This is a genomic window from Thiothrix lacustris DSM 21227 (assembly GCF_000621325.1).
Classification (GTDB): Bacteria; Pseudomonadota; Gammaproteobacteria; order Thiotrichales; family Thiotrichaceae; genus Thiothrix; species Thiothrix lacustris.
In genome coordinates this window covers 23,399-43,734 of record NZ_JHYQ01000002.1, presented here as the reverse complement: position 1 = coordinate 43,734, position 20,336 = coordinate 23,399, and the positions used below count along the sequence as shown (strand labels likewise).

At 50.4% G+C, this 20,336-nt stretch carries 18 protein-coding genes; 9 read left to right on the top strand and 9 right to left on the bottom strand.

Annotated features, from left to right (window positions below; genetic code table 11):
- Positions 1–40 precede the first annotated feature (40 nt).
- Positions 41–319 (top strand): type II toxin-antitoxin system Phd/YefM family antitoxin, encoded by a 279-nt coding sequence (locus tag Q394_RS18690; RefSeq protein ID WP_038140137.1) that lies wholly within the window; start codon positions 41–43, stop codon positions 317–319.
- Positions 316–759, top strand: a complete 444-nt coding sequence (locus Q394_RS0101630; protein WP_028487746.1) for a type II toxin-antitoxin system VapC family toxin — start codon at positions 316–318, stop codon at positions 757–759. Before Q394_RS18690 ends, Q394_RS0101630 begins: the two co-directional genes overlap by 4 nt.
- 48 nt (positions 760–807) lie before the next feature.
- Here Q394_RS0101630 and Q394_RS18685 read toward each other — a convergent pair whose 3' ends face one another.
- The 3 genes from Q394_RS18685 to Q394_RS0101615 are packed head-to-tail and all read right to left on the bottom strand — an operon-like array spanning position 808 to position 5,272.
- Positions 808–2,064 (bottom strand): replication-associated recombination protein A, encoded by a 1,257-nt coding sequence (locus Q394_RS18685; protein ID WP_038140134.1) that lies wholly within the window; start codon positions 2,062–2,064, stop codon positions 808–810.
- A 17-nt stretch (positions 2,065–2,081) separates the two neighbouring features.
- A complete protein-coding gene (lolA, locus tag Q394_RS0101620) occupies positions 2,082–2,717 on the bottom strand; it encodes an outer membrane lipoprotein periplasmic chaperone LolA (RefSeq protein ID WP_028487745.1) in 636 nt (211 codons plus the stop codon).
- Between the two features lie 17 nt (positions 2,718–2,734).
- The gene (locus tag Q394_RS0101615; RefSeq protein WP_028487744.1) at positions 2,735–5,272 is read right to left on the bottom strand and encodes an FtsK/SpoIIIE family DNA translocase; all 2,538 of its coding nucleotides are present in this window, start codon (positions 5,270–5,272) and stop codon (positions 2,735–2,737) included.
- Between the two features lie 142 nt (positions 5,273–5,414).
- On the opposite strand from Q394_RS0101615, the gene trxB reads away from it, so the two are divergent.
- Genes trxB through Q394_RS0101600 form a run of 3 tightly spaced genes read left to right on the top strand, consistent with a single transcriptional unit; the run spans position 5,415 to position 7,813 of the window.
- Positions 5,415–6,377 (top strand): thioredoxin-disulfide reductase, encoded by a 963-nt coding sequence (gene trxB / locus Q394_RS0101610; RefSeq protein WP_028487743.1) that lies wholly within the window; start codon positions 5,415–5,417, stop codon positions 6,375–6,377.
- A gap of 30 nt (positions 6,378–6,407) precedes the next feature.
- Positions 6,408–7,136: a leucyl/phenylalanyl-tRNA--protein transferase gene (gene aat / locus Q394_RS0101605; RefSeq protein ID WP_245606712.1), complete on the top strand. Its 729-nt coding sequence runs from the start codon at positions 6,408–6,410 to the stop codon at positions 7,134–7,136.
- A 23-nt stretch (positions 7,137–7,159) separates the two neighbouring features.
- Entirely contained in the window at positions 7,160–7,813 is a 654-nt protein-coding gene (locus Q394_RS0101600; protein WP_028487741.1) for a YceH family protein, read from the top strand.
- 134 nt (positions 7,814–7,947) lie between these two features.
- On the opposite strand, the gene Q394_RS22960 is transcribed toward Q394_RS0101600, so the two are convergent.
- Positions 7,948–8,073 carry a hypothetical protein gene (locus Q394_RS22960; RefSeq protein ID WP_281169625.1) on the bottom strand — a complete coding sequence of 42 codons (126 nt, stop codon included), beginning with the start codon at positions 8,071–8,073 and terminating at the stop codon, positions 7,948–7,950.
- Positions 8,074–8,469: 396 nt separating this feature from the next.
- On the opposite strand from Q394_RS22960, the gene Q394_RS0101590 reads away from it, so the two are divergent.
- The 3 genes from Q394_RS0101590 to Q394_RS0101580 are packed head-to-tail and all read left to right on the top strand — an operon-like array spanning position 8,470 to position 11,972.
- Entirely contained in the window at positions 8,470–10,098 is a 1,629-nt protein-coding gene (locus Q394_RS0101590; RefSeq protein ID WP_028487740.1) for a hypothetical protein, read from the top strand.
- Between the two features lie 12 nt (positions 10,099–10,110).
- On the top strand, positions 10,111–10,917 hold the full coding sequence (locus tag Q394_RS0101585) for an OmpA/MotB family protein (protein ID WP_038140132.1): 807 nt from the start codon (positions 10,111–10,113) through the stop codon (positions 10,915–10,917).
- Positions 10,917–11,972, top strand: a complete 1,056-nt coding sequence (locus Q394_RS0101580) for an HNH endonuclease signature motif containing protein (RefSeq protein WP_028487738.1) — start codon at positions 10,917–10,919, stop codon at positions 11,970–11,972. Before Q394_RS0101585 ends, Q394_RS0101580 begins: the two co-directional genes overlap by 1 nt.
- Before the next feature lie 106 nt (positions 11,973–12,078).
- On the opposite strand, the gene Q394_RS0101575 is transcribed toward Q394_RS0101580, so the two are convergent.
- The 5 genes from Q394_RS0101575 to queF form a co-directional block, all read right to left on the bottom strand.
- The gene (locus tag Q394_RS0101575) at positions 12,079–15,438 is read right to left on the bottom strand and encodes a transglutaminase family protein (protein WP_028487737.1); all 3,360 of its coding nucleotides are present in this window, start codon (positions 15,436–15,438) and stop codon (positions 12,079–12,081) included.
- Positions 15,439–15,447: 9 nt separating this feature from the next.
- Entirely contained in the window at positions 15,448–16,419 is a 972-nt protein-coding gene (locus Q394_RS0101570) for an alpha-E domain-containing protein (protein ID WP_028487736.1), read from the bottom strand.
- The gene (locus tag Q394_RS0101565; RefSeq protein ID WP_028487735.1) at positions 16,416–17,897 is read right to left on the bottom strand and encodes a circularly permuted type 2 ATP-grasp protein; all 1,482 of its coding nucleotides are present in this window, start codon (positions 17,895–17,897) and stop codon (positions 16,416–16,418) included. The genes Q394_RS0101570 and Q394_RS0101565 overlap by 4 nt, the downstream gene beginning before the upstream one ends.
- 198 nt (positions 17,898–18,095) lie before the next feature.
- Complete coding sequence (locus Q394_RS0101560) at positions 18,096–18,599, bottom strand: peptidylprolyl isomerase (RefSeq protein ID WP_028487734.1); 504 nt, start codon at positions 18,597–18,599, stop codon at positions 18,096–18,098.
- Positions 18,600–18,794: 195 nt separating this feature from the next.
- A complete protein-coding gene (gene queF / locus Q394_RS0101555; protein ID WP_028487733.1) occupies positions 18,795–19,184 on the bottom strand; it encodes a preQ(1) synthase in 390 nt (129 codons plus the stop codon).
- 179 nt (positions 19,185–19,363) lie between these two features.
- Between queF and corA the strand changes: the two genes are divergently transcribed.
- Positions 19,364–20,317, top strand: a complete 954-nt coding sequence (gene corA / locus Q394_RS0101550; RefSeq protein ID WP_028487732.1) for a magnesium/cobalt transporter CorA — start codon at positions 19,364–19,366, stop codon at positions 20,315–20,317.
- Positions 20,318–20,336: the final 19 nt, after the last annotated feature.

The window sequence follows — 20,336 nt, the reverse complement described above, 5'->3', positions numbered from 1 at the left end:
GCTACAATTTTAAAATGTAGCCACAAATGAGATAACCGTTATGCACGTTGCTGTCCGCGAACTCAAAAACCGCTTTTCTGAATACCTGAAATACGCCCAAGCAGGTGAAGAAATCATCGTCACCACCCACGGCAATCCGGTAGCACGTTTGACGCGCCTAGCACCCAATTTGCAACTTCGCGCTTCACAACCGCTGGATAAATTAGCGTGGGTACGGCGCGGGCAAGCTGGCAAAAAACTGGGGTTGCCTGCCGCACAGCGTATCCGCTTAACCGCAGGCGTGTCGTTGAGTGATTTGTTGTTGGAAGACCGTGCATGAACATTCCCCTACTCTATCTCGACACTTCCGCATGGCTGAAACTGTATGTGGAAGAAGACGGTTCAGAAGCCGTCCATGCAGCAGTTGAACAAGCGGAACAGACTTGCACCCACCTGATTACCTACGCCGAATTACGCGCAGCCTTGGCAAAAGCACAGCGTATGCAACGTCTGGATGCCGCCCAAAAAGCCCAACTGTTGCCCATTATCGACAACGATTGGCAAACGCTGAATGTGATTTTGCCGACTGAAATGCTGGTCAAACGGGCGGGCAATCTGGCGGATCAGTTTGGCTTGCGTGGTTACGACAGCATCCATTTGGCGGCAGCGGAGGCGATTAGCCTGCAAATTATGCCGCAACCGTTGGTGTTTGCCTGCTTTGACAAGCATTTGAATGAAGCCGCCAAAATCTTGGGGATGACTACTTTAACAACAACATGATGTTCCAGTATCCAGACAACTCAAATGATCTAGCTCATCAAGGGTGGATTATCTTTGACGAAACGCCCGCAGCTTCTCCCGAATCTTAATCTCCAACCCGCGCTCGACCGGCTCGTAATAGCGTCGCCCCTTCAGCGCATCCGGGAAATAATTTTCCCCCACGGCAACCGCATCTTTCTCATCATGTGCGTAGCGATAACCCTTGCCGTAATCCAGCGCCTTCATCAGCTTGGTTGGGGCATTACGCAAGTGCATCGGCACATCCAGCGAACCCGACTGCTGCGCATCCGCCCGCGCCAGCTTGTACGCCGTATACACCGCATTGCTCTTGGGCGCACACGCCAGATACACCACCGCCTGCGCAATCATCAGCTCGCCTTCCGGGCTACCCAACCGTTCAAACGCATCCCACGCATTCAGCGCCAGTTGCAAGCCACGTGGATCAGCATTGCCAATATCCTCACTCGCCATACGCACCACGCGCCGCGCAATGTACAGCGGGTCACAACCACCATCCAGCATCCGACACAGCCAATACAAAGCCGCATCCGGGTCAGTGCCGCGCACCGACTTGTGCAAGGCTGAAATCTGCTCGTAAAACAGGTCGCCACCCTTATCGAAACGCCGCAACGATTCCGCCACCACTTCCTTCACCGTGGCATCGGTAATCTGCAAACCTGCCGAAGTGTCTTCCGCCAAATCCGCCGCAATTTCCAGCCAGTTCAGCGCCCGCCGTGCATCACCATCGGCCGCCGCCGCCAGCGCTTCCAACACACCCTCACTGGCTTGTACGTGCAAATCCCCCAGCCCCTTCACCGTGTCCTGCAAAGCACGTTGCAACACTGCCGTAATGTCATCCACCGCCAGCGCCCGCAGCACGTAGGTACGCACCCGCGACAACAGCGCGTTATTCAGTTCAAAGGAAGGATTTTCGGTGGTCGCACCAATAAACAGCAGCGTGCCGTCTTCGATATGCGGCAAGAAAGCATCCTGCTGCGCCTTGTTGAAGCGGTGGACTTCATCCACGAACAGCACGGTTTTACTGCCAAACTGATCGCGATTTTGACGCGCCACCTCCACCGCCGCACGGATTTCCTTTACCCCCGCCAATACTGCCGACAAGGTAAGGAATTCAGCTTCCCAGTAATGGGTAATCAAACGCGCCAAAGTGGTTTTGCCGGTTCCGGGTGGCCCCCAGAAGAGCATCGAGTGTGGGCGGGATTCTTCGATGGCTCGCCGCAGCGGTTTGCCGACAGCGAGCAGGTGAAGCTGCCCGGCGTACTCATCGAGCAACGCCGGGCGCATACGTTCTGCGAGTGGGATCAAGAAGCCTTGCCGATCACGTCTGCCCCTTTCGGTGGCGTGAAATTGAAGCGGCTAGCGTCGATATTAATGTCCGTGCGCAACCCTTGGAACTTGATGTAAGTCTGCTGACCGAACTTGTCACCGAGGATCATTTCCTCAACACCTGTGGCGCTGATGCCCAGATCCATACTGGTGAAATCAGAGTCTTTTTTCTTAGGTGTCAGGCGGAACCACTCCAGCGCACTGCCGTCAGCTTCCATTTCCTGCACGTTGAATTGCTTATCGACGGGCTGTTTCTGAGTCAACATCCCAACAGGCGCGGCGGAAAGCGCTTGAGTCATCGGTTTGACCGTGACCTGATCCAGCTCCACATCGTAAACCCAAACATTTTTACCATCGGCCACGATCTCGTGTTTATCGGGTGCGGCATATTCCCAGCGGAACTTGCCGGGGCGCGACAGGAACACATTACCGCTGGACGATTGGCGCAAGGCACCTTTGTCATCCACCACTTGCTGGGTAAAGGCTGACTGCATAGTCGTTACTTTGGTGAAAAACTCATCCAGCTTTTCACGTCCCCCTGCCCATGCGCTCGTGCTCATCAAGCCCATTGCCACGACGGCTGCCAGTGTTTTGGTAAAACTTATTTTCATCGTTAACCTCATGTATTTCAATCCTTTGCAGGTGAAGAAACCAGCACGTCGCGGGAGCCATTGCTCAACACCGGGCTGACCACACCTGCGCCTTCCATGTCCTCTATCATCCGCGCCGCACGGTTGTAGCCCACTTTGAGGCGGCGTTGCAGATAAGAGATCGACGCACGTCGGGATTCGATAACCACTGCCACTGCTTCGTCATACAGCGGGTCTGATTCGCCTTCCCGTTCCGCCAGCGGCTCCAAGCCGGGTATGGCATCGGACGCAGACGTTGTATCAGCTAAGACATCAAGGATGTAGTCCGGTTCCCCTTGCAGCTTGAGGTAATTGGCAACATCTTCCACTTCGCGGTCGGTCACCAGTGCACCGTGTACCCGTTGCGGCAACGACGTACCCGGCGGCATGTACAACATATCACCGTAACCCAGCAATTGATCCGCCCCGCCCTGATCCAGAATGGTGCGCGAGTCTATCTTGGTGGAAACCTGGAAGGCAATTCGCGTCGGGATATTGGCCTTGATCAAACCCGTGATGACATCCACCGAAGGCCGCTGTGTCGCCAAAATCAAGTGAATGCCAGAAGCCCGCGCCTTTTGTGCAAGACGCGCAATCAGCTCTTCCACCTTTTTGCCGACCACCATCATCATGTCGGCGAATTCATCCACGATCACCACGATGTAAGGTAATGGCTTCAATGGCTGCGGATGGCCATCCACACTGGTCAGCGGGTCAAACAAGGGGTCGAGGATTACTTCACCTCGTTCTTGCGCTTCACGGATTTTTTCATTGAAACCGGCGATGTTGCGCACCTTGAGCTTGGACATCAACAGATAGCGCCGCTCCATTTCAGCCACGCACCAGCGCAACGCATTGGCTGCGTGCTTCATGTCAGTCACAACCGGCGCTAGCAGATGCGGAATATCTTCGTAGCTGCTTAATTCCAGCATTTTCGGGTCGATCATGATCATGCGCACGTCTTCCGGCGTGGCTTTGTACAGCAAGCTCATCAGCACTGCGTTGATGAACACCGATTTTCCCGAACCTGTCGTACCGGCGACCAGCAAATGCGGCATACGCCCAAGATCTGCCACAATCGGCTGTCCAGCGATGTCCTTACCCAGTGCCAGTGTCAACGGTGAATGGTTTTTCTTGTAAACCTGTGATGCCAGCATTTCGCTCATAAACACCACATCACGGTTATCATTCGGCACTTCAACGCCAATCGTTGGCCGCCCCGGAATCACTTCCACCACACGCACACTGGAAACGCACATGTTCCGCGCCAGATCAGAGGCCAGACCAGAAATCTTGGAAGCCTTCGTACCGTCCGGCAATTCCAGCTCAAAACGGGTAATGACTGGGCCAGGGTCACGTGCCACGACTTTGACATCACGCACGCCGTAATGCCCTAACGCTTCGACTAATTTATCCGCCAACTCATCCAAGCGTTCCTTCGACTGCGTAACGCGCTCTCGTGGTGGTAAATTGAGTAAGCTCATCGGTGGCAAACTAGATATGCCTTTGGTTTTGCCTTTCCGCATCGGTGGAACCTGAAGATCAGCCGGAAGGGGTTCAACCTTACGTTGGACATTATCGACTTCAGCGGCCTTGGGATGCGTATCACTCTGCTCAGCTACAGCAGGCTCAGGCTCAGGAGCAACCTGCTTGCCTCGCAGTAATGCTTCAAAGTCTGGTGTTCCTAAGGGTGACTCAGGGGGTCTGGATGCACGTAACTCAGTGACATCAACGCCCTCGAACTCTGGTTCGCCACGTTTACCACCGAACACATCGCCCACACCACCAACGGTACGATTCATCCAATTACTGGCTTTATCCAACGCCCCAGCACTGCCTTGCAAATAGCCTTTGCTACGCCCCATCGCGTCAGAGAAACGCCCAAATATACCACCGCTAACACTGCCTGTAGGCACTTCAGGCATTTCAATGCCTTGCAGCTTATTGAATGCTTGCAGCATCCAATCACCGACTTTCTCCGTTACTTGCGCCCAAGAAATATCCGCTACCACCGTAATACTGCCCAAAAACAATGACAGCAAAAACAAAATTGACCCAAAAAAGCCCAAGAATGTGCCCGTAAACAATCGTGCGACGACTTGTCCGAGCATTCCGCCGCCAATACCCTCTGGGAATGGCACAAATAACAAGTGAGCCAAACCTGCCCCCGATAACAGGGTAAATAAAGCACCGACACTGGTGATGATGTCATTGATACCACCGACCGGATTGTTCGGGTTTTTCATATGGGGGCCGATACGGAATGCCGTTAATCCCATAACGACCAATACCACCGGCAAGGCATACGCCAGATAACCCAGCAATCCCAGTAAGAAATCTGCTAACCAAGCACCCTTACACCCTGCCAGATTTTTACAAGCACCCAAGTGTGTACCATTATCACGAAATGGCCCTGGATCGGTTGAATGATAGGAAAGCAGCGCCAGTAGGATGACCGCAGCAATACCCATAAAAATGATGACACTTGCCTGTTGCAAGCCTAAACGTTTTTTCTGATTGAGAATAACCTTAGCCAAACCAATATCCCTGTCTGTTTGATCCCATTATTATAGGGATTGTTTTTCCGATTACTACTTTACCCGGCACGACATGTCACATAGCATTACCCGATTCGGAATAAACGGGAAAGTATCCGCCCCGTAAAATGGAGAATTATACATGAACACGACCAAACATTGCCGTTTACTCATTCTCGGTTCAGGCCCTGCGGGCTATACCGCTGCTGTTTACGCTGCTCGTGCAAACCTAAACCCTGTTCTTGTCACAGGTATGCAACAAGGTGGACAGTTGATGACGACCACCGAAGTAGACAACTGGCCAGGTGATGATACCGGCGTCATGGGACCACAACTCATGGAACGGATGCAAAAACATGCCGAACGTTTCGACACCGAAATCATTTTTGATCACATAAATAGTGTAGACCTGAAAAACCGCCCATTTACGCTAAATGGTGACAGTGGTCAATATACCTGCGATGCGCTCATTATAGCCACAGGTGCATCAGCTATGTACTTGGGTTTAGAGTCTGAAGAAAAGTTCAAAGGCAAAGGTGTATCAGCCTGCGCCACTTGTGATGGATTCTTCTATAGAAATCAAAAAGTTGCCGTCATTGGTGGTGGTAATACGGCAGTAGAAGAAGCGCTTTACCTCGCCAATATCGCCTCCGAAGTGATTCTGGTGCATCGCCGTGATGAATTGCGTTCCGAAAAAATCCTGCAAAAGCATTTGTTTGAAAAAGCCGAGGAAGGCAAGGTCAAACTGATGTGGAACAATACGCTGGAAGAAGTCTTGGGTGACAAAACCGGTGTCACCGGGATGCGCATCAAGAACACCCAAACGGGCGAAACACAAGATATGAATGTCCACGGTATTTTCGTTGCCATTGGTCATAAGCCGAACACAGGTATCTTTGATGGACAACTGGACATGAAAGGTGGCTATATAAAAGTCAACAGCGGCACAGAAGGCAATGCCACTCAAACCAGTATTGAAGGGGTATTTGCAGCAGGTGACGTAATGGATCATGTTTACCGTCAAGCGATTACCTCTGCCGGAACAGGTTGCATGGCGGCTCTGGACGCTGAAAAATACCTAGATCAACTGGCCAAAACTCAATAAAGGAACGGTGTGTTACCACGATCCCTTAGTTTGACACTACTCAACCCCACGTGGTCGGAAGAACCCTTCCCTCCCGTGGAAATTGCGTGGGAAGAACCCAATGGCTTGCTAGCGGTAGGCGGCGATTTAAGCATCGCCCGCCTGAAGAATGCCTACCGTTCTGGCATTTTCCCATGGTTTGGCCCCCGCGAACCCATTTACTGGTGGTCGCCTGACCCACGTACCGTCCTATTTCCCGAGCGCATCCGCATCACCCGCAGTTTACGAAAATCGTTACGTAATAAAGGCTACCGCATCACCTTTGACACCCGCTTCGCTGAAGTGGTGGATGCCTGTGCTGCGCCACGCGCTTACACAGCGGAAACGTGGATTACCCATGAAATGCACACAGCCTATTGTATGTTGCACGCACATGACATTGCACACTCTGTAGAAGTGTGGAACCCAGCAGGCGAACTGGTCGGCGGTTTATACGGTGTGGCAACCGGCGGCGTTTTCAGTGGCGAATCCATGTTCAGCCGTGAACCGGATACCTCTAAAATCGCGATGGTAGCGCTAGCATGGCACCTACAGCATTGGGGATTTGCTGTCATTGACTGTCAAATCGAAAACCCGCATTTGATCAGCATGGGTTCGGAAAATATTTCCCGCCATGCCTACTACACCCTGTTACAAGACAATCTGCATGTTCCACCACCAGCACGTTGGGAAACAGATCCTCATGCCGACCTCTCACGCTGGGAACCACAACCGACTTAAACACAACCATAAAAGGCTTCACCATGTTTGACGATGAACAACCCAGACCACCCTTCAGTACCGAAGAACTCCGCATCCTTGGTTGCCTAATGGAAAAGCAACTCACCACTCCCGCCAGCTACCCCCTCACCTTTAACGCCTTAGCCAATGCCTGTAACCAGAAAAGTAGCCGTGAACCTGTCATGAGCTTGACCGAAGGCGTCGTTGGGCATACCGCCAAAGTGCTCGTCGAAGGTGGCTGGACTGCCATCCAGTACAGCGAACGCGCCCAGCGGGTCGCGCACCAAGTGGAACGTCGCCTGAAGCTCAATCGCAAACAGCAAGCCATTCTTTGCGTACTATTACTACGCCGCCCACAAACCTTGAACGAAATCAAAACACGTACCGAGCGCATGGCAGACTTTGCGAGTATTGACGAAATTCGTGAGATTCTGGATACATGGCTAGCAGCTGACAAACCACTCGTGATGCGTTTACCGGCGAGTGCTGGCCGACGTGAAGATCGTTATTTCCACACACTCAGCACCGAAAAGCTGGAAGCATTACAGGAAGAATCCCCCGGCAGTAATGCAAGCAGTAACACCTCCGCGCCCCGGCACGATGCTTATGCCGCATTGGAAGCACGCGTAGCCGAGTTGGAGCAGCGACTCGCCTCACTGGAAAGTCAGTTGAACTGAAAGTATCTAGTAGGACTTGACGCTTACACAGGTTGTATCCTGACGATTTCCACCTGTTCACCATCGGTGACCAATAGCCATGCGGCAAGGTTTTGCAGCGCGGCAATCTCCGGCAGTTGCAGATTTTTCCACCGCTAGCCCGTTTTGCGGTACAGGGTAGTAAACCCCATATACGCCAACAGGCTGATAAAATCGTCACGGTCAAAACCTTTGCCCATGATGCGCAGAAACAGCTTCGTCTCTTCCAACGGCGGGCTCATGGGCTGCGGCTTTGCACCGTGCTCATAGAACGCACGCGTCGCTTACGACAGAACCTTTGGCTCCAGCACATCCGGCGTATGCTGCTACGAGACAAAGACAACAGCACCTTTGTCAAACCTATTCAATTTTTATTGGGGAATAATGTGAGCATGATCACAGCAGTAAACTCAAGTATTGAGTTAAAATTTGCGCAATTTACGGGCATATTAGAAGAAAATAAATCCACCTTTTTAGCTATGCGTAAGACTATACGACATTAATAGACATTTTCTTATTTTAAGATTAATAAAAATTTTTCTGGTCTATTACAGGCTTTTCAGTAAGACGGCTAGATACCACAATACTCGATTTGCTCCCTATCAACCCAATATAACCCAATTGATTCGATTAAACTCATGATTATTGAAAAATTAAAAGAAATAATTGACCCAACTCCTGAATTTGCATCAACAACTACGGATATTTTCTTTTGGGTAATTTTGTCTGTTTTCATTGTTGCACTGATATTGAGATTGCGCGGAAGAAAACCAGTTTTTACTGATTACGTCCCAACCTTATTATCGTCACTAGGTATCTTAGGAACCTTTGCTGGCATTGTCATTGGCCTATTGGCATTTGATCCAACACCCGAAAAAATGAATAACTCCATTACGAATCTGCTATGGGGTCTACAAACAGCTTTCTTTACCAGTATTATTGGTGTTTTTTTGTCGATTACCTTTAAAGCATTTGAGAGTTTCTTACTCAACCAAGAGCAAGCATCAGAAAACAGTGATGGCTTAGCTCAAAGCGACAACTCGATCGAAGGCATTTTAACGGTGCAAAATCAACATTTGGCGCAGATCGTCAAATCCATCGGTGATGAAAATACTGACTCAAGCCTAGTCAACATCTTAAAATTACACCGAAGTGATGCTGCTGATCAACGTAAACAAATCATCAATGCCTTACAAATACTAAACGACACAGTGAATCAACAGAACCAAGTTCATCTTAAAATTCACATTAAAATGAAAGAATTAATACAAGAACTGATGCAACAACAAAGTGCCTTTGCAGCACAGTTATGGCTTGAAATGGCTAAAGTATCGGAAGCTCTGTCTAAGTCGGCAACAGAACAGGTAATAACAGCACTTAAGCAAGTCATTGTTGATTTCAATCACAACCTAACAGAGCAGTTTGGTGAAAACTTCAAACAGCTCAATGCTGCTGTTGGTGCTTTAGTACAGTGGCAAGAGAATTATCGTCATCAATTAGAACACATGACTGAACAATACGCACAAGGTGTTCAGGCAATCACCCAAACAGAAACGTCTGTGGCAAACATCAGTCATCAAACGGCACAGATACCTGTTGTCATGGAAAAACTCAAATCAGTCTTGGACATTAACCAGCATCAAATCGACGGTTTAAACAATCATTTGCAAGTCTTTACTGATATGCGTGACAAAGCAGTGCAAGCGGTGCCACAAATACAACAACGTATTGATGAAACCATCACAGCCGTCCAACAGGCTTCATCGCAATTGGTCGAAGGCATTAATGAAAGCGCCGCTAACCTCTCGAATGCCATTATCAAAACAGCAACGGAATTTGATGACAGCTCATCCCGTGTTAATGGTGCGTTGCAAACAACATCAGATCACCTCACTAGAGAGTCAGAAGCCATCAAAACAACCTTGATTGATTCGGTTACGCAAATTCGTGAGGATTTCTATGGCTTTATTCATCAATTGCAAGGCAGTCAGCAAGCGCAATTACAAACGTTTGAAACAGCCATTGCCCAGATGATGAGTGGCTATAAAGAATCAGAAGCTCAGATCAAAAACTTTGCTCAAACAACCATCAATAGCACTGAGGAGTCTGTCTTAAAACAAACAAGGGCAATAGATCAAGCACTAGAACAGGAGCTTAACCGAACGATGACGGAGCTGGGTTCAGCGCTCACGACGATCACACGTAAGTTTACTGAAGACTACCAAATATTGGTTAACGAGATGAACAAAGTTGTTAGTGCACGATAAGGATAATGGGTGATGCAGCGGAAGAAAAAATCACATACAGATGAGTCACAATGGCTATCCGTCTCTGACCTCATGTCGGGTTTGATGATGGTGTTTCTGTTTATCTCGATTGCAATGATGCAAATTGTCAATAAGGATAAAGACGCAGCCGTTGATGAAAAGAAGCGCATTGAGCAAATTGTCAAAGCCTACCAAGAAAATAAAACGGCCATTTACGATGCATTACAGCAAGAGTTCGCCCAAGACTTGAAAAAATGGGATGCTGAAATTGATCGAAATAGTCTTACCTTTACGTTTAAATCACCCGATATATTATTTGCGATAGGCAAAGACCAGCTAACACCAAAATTTAAAGAAGTTTTAGATGATTTCTTCCCACGCTATCTCACGGTGCTTACGGGTGCGGGTGGAACAATAGAACAGGATGGGGTGAAAAGCTTTAAAAGCTCAATCACTGAAATTCGTATTGAGGGTCATACCGACTCGACATGGGCTACAACGGGATCGACGCTGACCGACAAAGACATCTACTACAACAATATGGACTTATCTCAAGGAAGAACGCGATCTGTACTGACTTATATCTACGATATGTCGGGCATTGCCAAACAACGCCCGTGGATGAGGGCACATATTGCAGCTGTTGGCTTGTCATCATCGCACCCCGTATTCAAAGAATCGGCGTGCAATAGTCCAGAGGGAAATAAACCACAAACACAAGCCTTCTGCACCGAGGATCTTGAAAAATCGCGACGTGTGTCATTTCGCATTTTGACCAACGCGGAACAGCAAGTTCAGAAAATATTGGCGACCTTCTGATGAAAATTGACACGGCATTTATCGTAGATCTCCAAGCATGTGTGACCCGAATGGGTGCAGCACTTCAGAAGTTAGATTTAACTTCGCAGTCGGGTATCAAGGTCAAGCTGAGTGATATTAAGAGCAAGGGAGGATTGCTGAGTTATGATGATCATCAGGTCGTCGTGTTTATTCCCGATCATAGCTATAAGGGTGTACCAGCCGTTGAAAAGAATCACGCGCAGGGCAACAAATACCATTTTGCAGAGTGTATAACTTTGGATGATATGCGGGCTTCAGGTAAATATGAGCATCGCTATAGCGCTAACAATAACCCAGACGGTCATTTTAGAATCTTCGACAACCAAGGTAATAACGCCAAAAATATTGCTTTAATGCCTTGTCAGAACTGCCTCAAGCATATTAACTATCAAGGCTTTGCTGATGCGTCATCTACTGAAAGGCATCGAATATTGAGTCAGTTCTCAGTCATTGATCTACTTTCAACCTATAGCACTTGGTTTAAAAACATGCCGGGTATTCGACCAAAAACAGCAGGTTATACTGCCGACTGGCAAGATATTTCTCTAGCTTTTCGTCGAAAAAAGAAATTCACCTGCGAATGCTGTGACGTGAACCTCAATGACCAGCGTCATTTATTACACACGCATCATATCAATAGCGATAAACAGAATAATTATGAGCATAACCTCAAAGCACTTTGTATTGATTGTCACCGAAAAGAACATCGACACGATCATATGTTGATTACACCTGAGCAAATGCACACAATTAATCAACTCAGGATGCAACAAGGCTTACTTAAAATTGATTCTTGGCAAAGCGCCTATCGACTGGCGGATGAAGCGTTACATGGGGTACTCAAACGCTATGAGCGCAGGCAACCGCAATCACTACCCCACGTTTACCATCCAGTTACATCAGGTGTTATTTTGGATGTAGCATGGCCTAGTCAGAAAGTCGGCATTTATGTGGATATTTCGGAGCGACAGCGTAAAACGTTACAACAAGCTGGTTGGTCTTTGATGACGATTGGACAGGTGCTTGAAATTTAAATAGCGGCGACAAGGCGCGTTCCCTTAATGATTGGGTAGCCCTGACATAAGCGCAAGCGGGGCAGGCATCAAGCCCACCCCGCAACGGTATCTTAGGAGAGGTTTCTTACGACCGACGCAAATCCAACGTATACGGATAATCCGCATTCGTCTCTTCCAACGGTGGGCTCATGGGCTGCGGCTTTGCACCGTGCTCATAGAACGCCCGCGTCGCTTCCGACAGAACCTTTGGCTCCAGCACATCCGGCGTATGCTGCTCACGGAAGCGCGAGAAACGCCGTCCTTCAGCTTCATACGCATTCACCGGGAATGATTCGGAGTTACGCCCGCCCGGATGCGACACATGGTAAGTGCAACCACCCACCGAACGCCCATTCCAGGTATCAATGATGTCGAACACCAGCGGCGCATGAATCCCAATAGTCGGATGCAGTGCGGAAGGCGGCTGCCACGCACGGAAACGCACCCCAGCCACATACTCGCCATGCACGCCGGTCGACTTCATCGGCACACGTCGCCCATTGCAGGACACCACGTAGCGCGAATCGGTCAAACCATTGATCTTCACCTGCACCCGTTCCAGCGACGAATCCACAAACCGCGCGGTTCCCGCACTGCTCATTTCCTCGCCCAGCACATTCCACGGTTCCAGCGCGGCACGCAATTCCAGCCCAATGCCGCAATGTTGCACACGCCCATACACCGGGAAACGGAACTCGTGGAACGGCGCGAGCCATTCCAACTGGAACGGATACCCGGCGGCCTTCAGGTCTTCGCACACATCCTTCATGTCTTCCCACACGTAATGCGGCAACATGAAACGGTCGTGCAACTCAGTGCCCCAACGCACCAAACGATGCGCATACGGCTTGTTCCAGAAACGCACCATCAAGGTACGGATCAGCAACATCTGCACCAGCGACATCCGCGCATGAGGCGGCATTTCAAAGCCACGGAATTCCAACAAACCTTGTCGACCGGTGTAAGAATCCGGCGAATACAGCTTATCAATACAGAATTCAGCGCGGTGCGTATTGCCGGTAATGTCGATCAGCAAATTGCGCAACAAGCGGTCAACCAACCACGGCTGGTCATTATGCCCTTGCGGCATTTGCTGGAAAGCGATTTCCAGCTCATACAAGCTTTCATCCCGCGCCTCATCCACCCGTGGCGCTTGGCTAGTCGCGCCAATGAACATGCCGGAGAACAGGTAGGACAAGCCCGGATGGTGCTGCCAGAACGTCAAGATACTGCGCAATACATCCGGCTGACGCAGGAACGGGCTGTCGCTCGGCGTAGCCGCACCCAGCGTGACGTGATTGCCGCCGCCCGTGCCCGTATGCCGTCCATCCAGCATGAACTTTTCCGCCCCCAAGCGTGACAAGCGGGCTTCTTCATACAGCAATTCGGTGTTCGCCACCAACTCATTCCAGCTACCTGCCGGATGAATATTCACCTCGATAACACCCGGATCAGGCGTAACCTTGAACGATTTCAAACGCGGATCAGACGGCGGCTCGTAGCCTTCCAGCAGGATTGGCATTTTCAGTTCCGCAGCGGTCTTTTCCAGCACCGACAGCAAATCCAGATAATGCTCAAGGTAGTGCAACGGCGGCAGGAACACATACAAGCGCCCTTCCCGTGCTTCGATACACAAGGTAGTACGCGGTACTTCGCGCCATTCCTTGACCATTTGCTTGCTGGCATCGGCGTGCTGCAACGTCGGCTCAGGCGGCGCAATCAGGGAGCTATAACGCCACTCGACTTCCCCGTGGTAATCCTGTAGCGGCGGGCGATCTTCAAACGGGCAAGGTTGCGATTCGACTTCGCGCTCGTCTTCGGCTGTCCACGGCAAGCTGTCCAGCGGCAGGCGGAAGCCCATCGGTGAATTGCCGGGAATCAGGTACATTTCCTCGCGGCGGAATTCCCACTTAGCGCTCGCCCAGTTCTTGTCAGCATAATCCCAACGCAGTGGCAGCGCGAAACCCGATGGTGTATCCAAACCTTGCTGCAAGGCCATGACCAAATCATTACGGTGCTTGCTATCCCGCAGGTTCAGGGTCAACCAATCCACATTGGCAGGCTGGCTGGCTTCTTTCCACAGGTAATACAAACGGTCTTCGTAACCCGGTACCAGATACTTATTGTCCAGCCCCAGATTGCTGCAAACAACATCCGCAAAGCGCTTGGCAGCTTTGTCGTCAAAACCATAATCCTTCTGATCATCAGCAATCAGGCTTTGGTCGTTCCACACCGGCAAACCATCGGGGCGCCAGTAGCAACCCAGCGCCCAACGCGGGAACGGTTCGCCCGGATACCACTTGCCCTGCCCGAATTGCAGCGCACTGCCTGGCGCAAATGCCTTTTGCATCCGCCGCAACAATACGCCAGCACGTTCGCGCTTGTGTTCGCCCAGCGCTGCTGTGTTCCATTCAGCGCCATCCATATCGTCGATGGACACGAACGTCGGCTCGCCGCCCATGGTCAGGCGCACATCATTCTGCACCAAATCCGCTTCGACCTGATTACCCAGCGCCAACACATCCGCCCATTGCTCATCGGAATACGGCTTGGTGACACGCGGATCTTCGAGGATACGGCGCACGGTATTGCTGTAATCGAATTCAACTTCACATTTGTCAGTAGCACCGTCAATCGGTGCAGCACTGCCCGGCGACGGCGTACACGCCAACGGGATATGCCCTTCGCCTGCAAACAAACCGGAAGTCGGATCAAGCCCTACCCAGCCAGCGCCCGGCAGATAAACTTCTGTCCACGCGTGCAAGTCGGTGAAATCGGCTTCAGGGCCACTCGGACCATCCAGCGCTTTCTGGTCAGCCGTCAATTGCACCAAATAACCGGACACAAACCGCGCTGCCAGACCTAAATGCCGCAGGATTTGCACCAGCAACCACGCCGTATCACGGCAAGAACCGCGCTTGATTTCCAGCGTTTCCTCACAACTCTGGACACCCGGCTCCATGCGGATATTGTAGCCAATGTGCTGCTGCAAACGGCTGTTGAGCGCGACGAGGAACAGCACGGTGTTCGGCTGCTTCAGGTCAACGCCTTTCAGCCATTCCTTCAGCAACGCACCGTCTTCGGTCACTTCCAGATACGGAACCAGCTCTTTTTGCAAGGCCTTGTCGTACTTGAACGGGTACTTCATGGCGTAATCTTCCACGAAGAAGTCGAAGGGGTCGATCGTGACCATATCGGCCACCACATCAACTTCCACGCTGAACTCCATGGTTTTTTCCGGGAACACCAAGCGTGCCAGCCAGTTGCCGAACGGGTCTTGCTGCCAGTTAATGTAATGATTTTCCGGCGTGATCTTCAGAGAATACGCCAGAATCGGGGTGCGCGAATGGGCTGCCGGGCGCAAACGCACCACATGTGGCGACAGCTTTACTGGACGATCAAATTTATAGCCAGTGTAATGGTTTAAAGCGACGTGAATACTCATGTAAAGCCCTTATCCTTGTGCTTGTGATTGCTGTTGCTCATCCCGATCAGGATAGAACCATGTGGTGGCAATGTCGGCATGTAACATACCCAGCTCACCTTGTAAGTGATCCATCAAGGTATGCACCTGTCCTTCTGGCAGCAGACTGGGAATATCCTGCTCTTGCAAGTACTCAATCAGGCGTTGCTGCATAACCAGCGGCATTTCAGGCTCAGGCAATTGGTTGAGATAATGCCCGGTCGCCTTGATGGCGTAATACAGCGAACGCGGAAAATCCCCGTCCATCATCAGGAAAGGCAACACATCGCTACCCTTGACCCGTGAACGCACCCGTTGCTGATACATCTGCCGCGCACTCAGGGCTTGCAGCAGGTTCGTCCAGAGGATTCCTTCGTATTTGCGCAAGCTGTTGCTGCGGCTTTTCGACAGCAGCAAAGAACCCATTTCTAGAATACGGCTGGTCATATCCGCCCGTTCCAGATACTTGCCCACCTGCATAAAGCGGTAAGTATTGTCGCGGCTCATGTGACCGTCAATGATCCCCCGGATAGTCTGGCACTGCTTGAGCAAGGTACGTAGCAGGCTTTGCCGGGAATGGCGGCTGCTAATGGAAGACAGCGAATTATTCATAATAATGTGGGTCTGGTTAACCTGTTCCCACGTTGCATCCGGCAATAAATCCAGTGAAGTACGCACATTTTCACGCACACTCAGGAACAAACTGGCCAAAGAGCCGGGGTTCCTCTTATCAGCGATCAGGAAGCGCATGATATTTTCTTCGCTAGCCTCCTTGCCATAGTGCTCATGGAACAACTCATCCGCGTTGAACAGCTTGATCAACGTATACCAGTTGATTTCCATATCACCCGGCAAATCCATCAAGAGCGAGGTGTGAACATTCAACAAGCGGGCGACATTTTCAGTCCGTTCCAGATAGCGGGACATCCAGTAAACCCTTTCCGCAACACGTGATAGCATCATACCTCATCCTCCTGCCCGTCAGTCTCTGGGGTCTTTTCATCATCCACAATCCACGTATCCTTGCTCCCCCCACCTTGTGAAGAGTTCACCACCAGCGAGCCTTTCACTAGGGCTACACGGGTAAGGCCACCGGGTGTCACGTAAATATCCGAACCGCTCAGAATAAACGGACGCAAATCCAGATGACGTGGCTCAATCGCCCCATCCTCCGTACACGTCGGCGTCACCGACAGATTCAAGGTCGGCTGGGCAATGTAGTTATTGGGGTTTTCCTGAATCAGTTTACGGAATTCTTCCACTTGTGCAGCCGTAGAATGCGGGCCAACCAGCATCCCGTAACCACCAGACTCATTCGCTGGCTTCACTACTAATTCCGCCAGATGTTCCAGCACGTATTCGCGCTCTTCCGGGCGACGGCACACCCAAGTCGGCACATTCGGCAAGGAAGGTTCTTCATTGAGGTAATAACGGATCAAGTCAGGCACATAAGCGTAAATGACTTTATCATCCGCCACCCCACAGCCGGGGGCATTGGCAATGGCGACTTTGCCCGCTTTCCAGGAGCGCATAATGCCGGGAACACCGAGGATGGAATCTTCGCGGAATACTTCAGGGTCAATGAACTCGTCGTCGATACGGCGGTAGATCACATCCACCCGCTCCAAGCCCTGAATGGTTTTCATGTAGACGTAATCGTCTTTGCCTACCATCAAGTCGGCACCTTCAAGCAATACCAACCCGGCTTGTTGCGCTAAGAATGCGTGCTCAAAGTAAGCTGAGTTGTAAATACCCGGCGTCATCAGCGCGATGGTTGGGCGCTCCAATTCAGGGCGCAACGAGGCCAGCATTTCATACAAGTGGGAAGGGTAATCGCGCACCGGGCGAATCGGTAATTTGTTGAATATTTCCGGCAGCACCCTTTTGGTGATATTCCGGTTTTCCAGCATGTAAGCCACACCAGAAGGCACGCGCAGATTGTCTTCCAGCACATACATCACGCCATCGCTGTGGCGCACCAGATCGGAACCACAAATATTCGCCCAAACACCATGAGGGGGCGTAATACCGACACACGCTTCACGATAACCTTTCGACTGCATCACAACGTCTGCGGGAATTACGCCATCCTTAATGGCCTTACCGCCGTTATACACGTCTTGAATGAACATATTCAGTGCACGGATACGCTGTTTAAGCCCCATTTCAGTGCGATCCCATTCATTGCCGGGAATCACACGCGGAATCACATCAAACGGCCAAGCGCGGTCAATATTGCCCGCGTCGCTATAAACCGTGAAGCTAATACCCATTTCGCGAATAACAGCTTCGGACTCATCCACACAGCGTTTAAATCCATCAGGGGAAAAATTACGCAGGTAATCAACAAGCTTGTAACTGGATTGGCGAGGCTGGTGCTTGGCGGCAATCAGCTCATCGTAGAAGGGTTTGGGATCGTAGGCATTCCATTTTTCTTTCATATATTTTCCATGCGGTAATGACTTAGAATAAATTCACCCATTCAACAGGTTACTTACTAATTTGAGCCTGCAAGATATATGCCTATTGCATGAGAAAATGTTCGATTATTTTTATTAAGTGAGTTGATTATAACAGAAAAAACCGAATAGCGGGGGAAAGCCCTCTCCATAATGCGGAGAGAGCCTTGTCAAAACTGATTATTCGACAACAGAAACCTTGTTCATCATGATTGGCTGAACAGGCACATCGCCGTGTGGGCCAACGTTCCCTGTTTTGACTTTAACAATTTCGTCAACGACATCCATACCTTCAACTACTTTACCGAAAACGGCATAGCCCCAGCCTTGTGGTGTCTCAGAACGGAAGTTCAAAAAGTCGTTATTGCTAACGTTGATAAAGAACTGTGAAGAGGCAGAATGCGGGTCATTAGTACGCGCCATTGCCAGTGTACCACGGTCGTTTTTCAAACCATTGTTGGCTTCGTTTTTCACAGGTGGGCGCTTGTCGGCTTTTTCTTTCATGGTTTCATTCATACCACCGCCTTGCACCATGAAGCCAGGAATGACACGGTGAAAAATAGTACCCGTGTAAAAATCTTCCTTCACATAAGCCAGAATGTTTTCAACCGTTTTAGGTGCGGCTTTCGCATCCAATTCGATTTTGATATTGCCTTTGGTGGTCTCGATCAGAATAGTGGACATTTTATCTCCAGATGTAGCTTGATCAGCGGGCTTCTCGGCAGCTTTCTCATCGGCTGCAAAACCGACAGAAGCTGTAAGCGCCAGCATCATTGCAAAAAGAATGGTAAAAAGATGTTTCATCGTATGGTTGCCCCGTATTTTGTTAGTGTTCAGACGGTGCGCATAATACCGCGCACCATCTGTTTTTCCAAACATTTACGGCAGTTCAACCTTAGGGGCAGGCTGCCAGCCAGCTTTGCGGTGCTCGACGATAACGGTAGTGTACACCCCACCACGCACATTCCACACCCCGGTCAGGCGCATAAAACGTGGGTCGGTTGCTGACACCAGATCTTCCAGAATCTTGTTGGTGACAGCTTCGTGGAAAGCCCCCTCTTCGCGGTAACTCCACATATAAAGCTTGAGGGATTTCAACTCCACACACTTCTCATCCGCCACGTATTCAATTTTGAATTGCGCGAAATCCGGCTGCCCAGTTTTTGGGCAAATGCAGGTAAATTCCGGTAAGTCGATACGGATAGTGTAATCACGTTGCGGATTAGGGTTCGGGAAGGTTTCAAGTTCTTTGCTGGGGCGTGTGGACATGGTTGCTCCTGTATTACCCAATAAACAGTTGGGCGGATGTTAAAAAAGCGTAGGTTTATACTACGGCATACCGTTTGTCCAGAATCCTTTTTGTCGCCTCGCACTGGCATCCTATCAAGAGGCTGTTACAATACCCGCGCCTTGCAGGTAGCAGCAACTTCACCAACCGGAGACAGGCAATGTTACGATTTTTCGGCTTTGCAGATGGCAGGCTGCTCGAACACAAACTGAGTGCTGACCTGCTGGATTACGCCACTTCCCATACCGGCTGGATCGACGCTCAGGATACGTCTGACGAAGAGCGCGACCGCCTCGAAATATTATTGCATACTGAGTTGCCAGAGTCGGATGATGTCGAGGAAATCGAATCTTCTGCTCGCTATTTCATTGATAGCAGCGGCATCCACGTGCATTCCCTGTTTGTGACCCAAAGCGAAGGGCGCATGGATACCACTACGGTAGCCTTCATTCTCCAACCAGATCGGCTCATTACCGTGCGCGAACAGGAACTGGCAGATTTCCGCTTATTGAGAATGCGGGCACGGCGTGGGCAAGTCGAAGTACGCAGCCCCCGGCATTTGCTGCTGACCATGTTTGAGCAAAAAGTCGAAAACCTTGCGGATACCATCGAAGACTTACACCATGAGCTAGAAATCACCAGTCACAAAGTTCTCGAAGAAACCGATACCGATCTGGAAAGCGCCATCGACGACCTTGCCGCACTGGAAGACAGCAACGGTAAAGTGCGTCTGTGCTTGATGGATACCCAGCGTTCCATCTCCTTCCTGCAACGTCACCTGCGCGATACTCAGGCAGCTCAGGAAATTATCCCGGAAATCATCCGCGACATTGAAACCCTGATGTCACACACCACTTTCCTGTTCGACAAGATCAACTTCTTGATGGGCACTACCCAAGGCTTCATCAATATCGAGCAAAACAAAATTATCAAAATGTTTTCGATTGCTGCCGTGGTATTCCTGCCGCCGACATTGGTGGCCAGTTTGTACGGGATGAACTTCCGGGTGATGCCGGAGCTGGATTGGGTATTTGGCTACCCGATGGCGATTGGTTTGATGATTCTGGCGGGGATTACGCCTTACTGGTATTTCAAGCGTAAGGGTTGGATGTAGGAGACGAAGAGGGCGCACA

Excerpts from the sequence above, each read along its gene's own strand:
- Q394_RS0101590 (WP_028487740.1), top strand. The coding sequence starts at position 8,470 with ATGATTATTGAAAAATTAAAAGAAATAATTGACCCAACTCCTGAATTT.
- Q394_RS0101560 (WP_028487734.1), bottom strand. The coding sequence starts at position 18,599 with ATGTCCACTATTCTGATCGAGACCACCAAAGGCAATATCAAAATCGAA.
- queF (WP_028487733.1), bottom strand. The coding sequence starts at position 19,184 with ATGTCCACACGCCCCAGCAAAGAACTTGAAACCTTCCCGAACCCTAAT.
- Q394_RS0101565 (WP_028487735.1), bottom strand. The coding sequence starts at position 17,897 with ATGAAAGAAAAATGGAATGCCTACGATCCCAAACCCTTCTACGATGAG.
- Q394_RS18685 (WP_038140134.1), bottom strand. The coding sequence starts at position 2,064 with ATGCGCCCGGCGTTGCTCGATGAGTACGCCGGGCAGCTTCACCTGCTC.
- Q394_RS0101570 (WP_028487736.1), bottom strand. The coding sequence starts at position 16,419 with ATGATGCTATCACGTGTTGCGGAAAGGGTTTACTGGATGTCCCGCTAT.
- lolA (WP_028487745.1), bottom strand. The coding sequence starts at position 2,717 with ATGAAAATAAGTTTTACCAAAACACTGGCAGCCGTCGTGGCAATGGGC.
- Q394_RS18690 (WP_038140137.1), top strand. The coding sequence starts at position 41 with ATGCACGTTGCTGTCCGCGAACTCAAAAACCGCTTTTCTGAATACCTG.
- Q394_RS0101585 (WP_038140132.1), top strand. The coding sequence starts at position 10,111 with ATGCAGCGGAAGAAAAAATCACATACAGATGAGTCACAATGGCTATCC.
- trxB (WP_028487743.1), top strand. The coding sequence starts at position 5,415 with ATGAACACGACCAAACATTGCCGTTTACTCATTCTCGGTTCAGGCCCT.
- Q394_RS0101580 (WP_028487738.1), top strand. The coding sequence starts at position 10,917 with ATGAAAATTGACACGGCATTTATCGTAGATCTCCAAGCATGTGTGACC.
- Q394_RS0101575 (WP_028487737.1), bottom strand. The coding sequence starts at position 15,438 with ATGAGTATTCACGTCGCTTTAAACCATTACACTGGCTATAAATTTGAT.
- Q394_RS22960 (WP_281169625.1), bottom strand. The coding sequence starts at position 8,073 with ATGAGCCCGCCGTTGGAAGAGACGAAGCTGTTTCTGCGCATCATGGGC.
- Q394_RS0101630 (WP_028487746.1), top strand. The coding sequence starts at position 316 with ATGAACATTCCCCTACTCTATCTCGACACTTCCGCATGGCTGAAACTG.
- corA (WP_028487732.1), top strand. The coding sequence starts at position 19,364 with ATGTTACGATTTTTCGGCTTTGCAGATGGCAGGCTGCTCGAACACAAA.
- Q394_RS0101600 (WP_028487741.1), top strand. The coding sequence starts at position 7,160 with ATGTTTGACGATGAACAACCCAGACCACCCTTCAGTACCGAAGAACTC.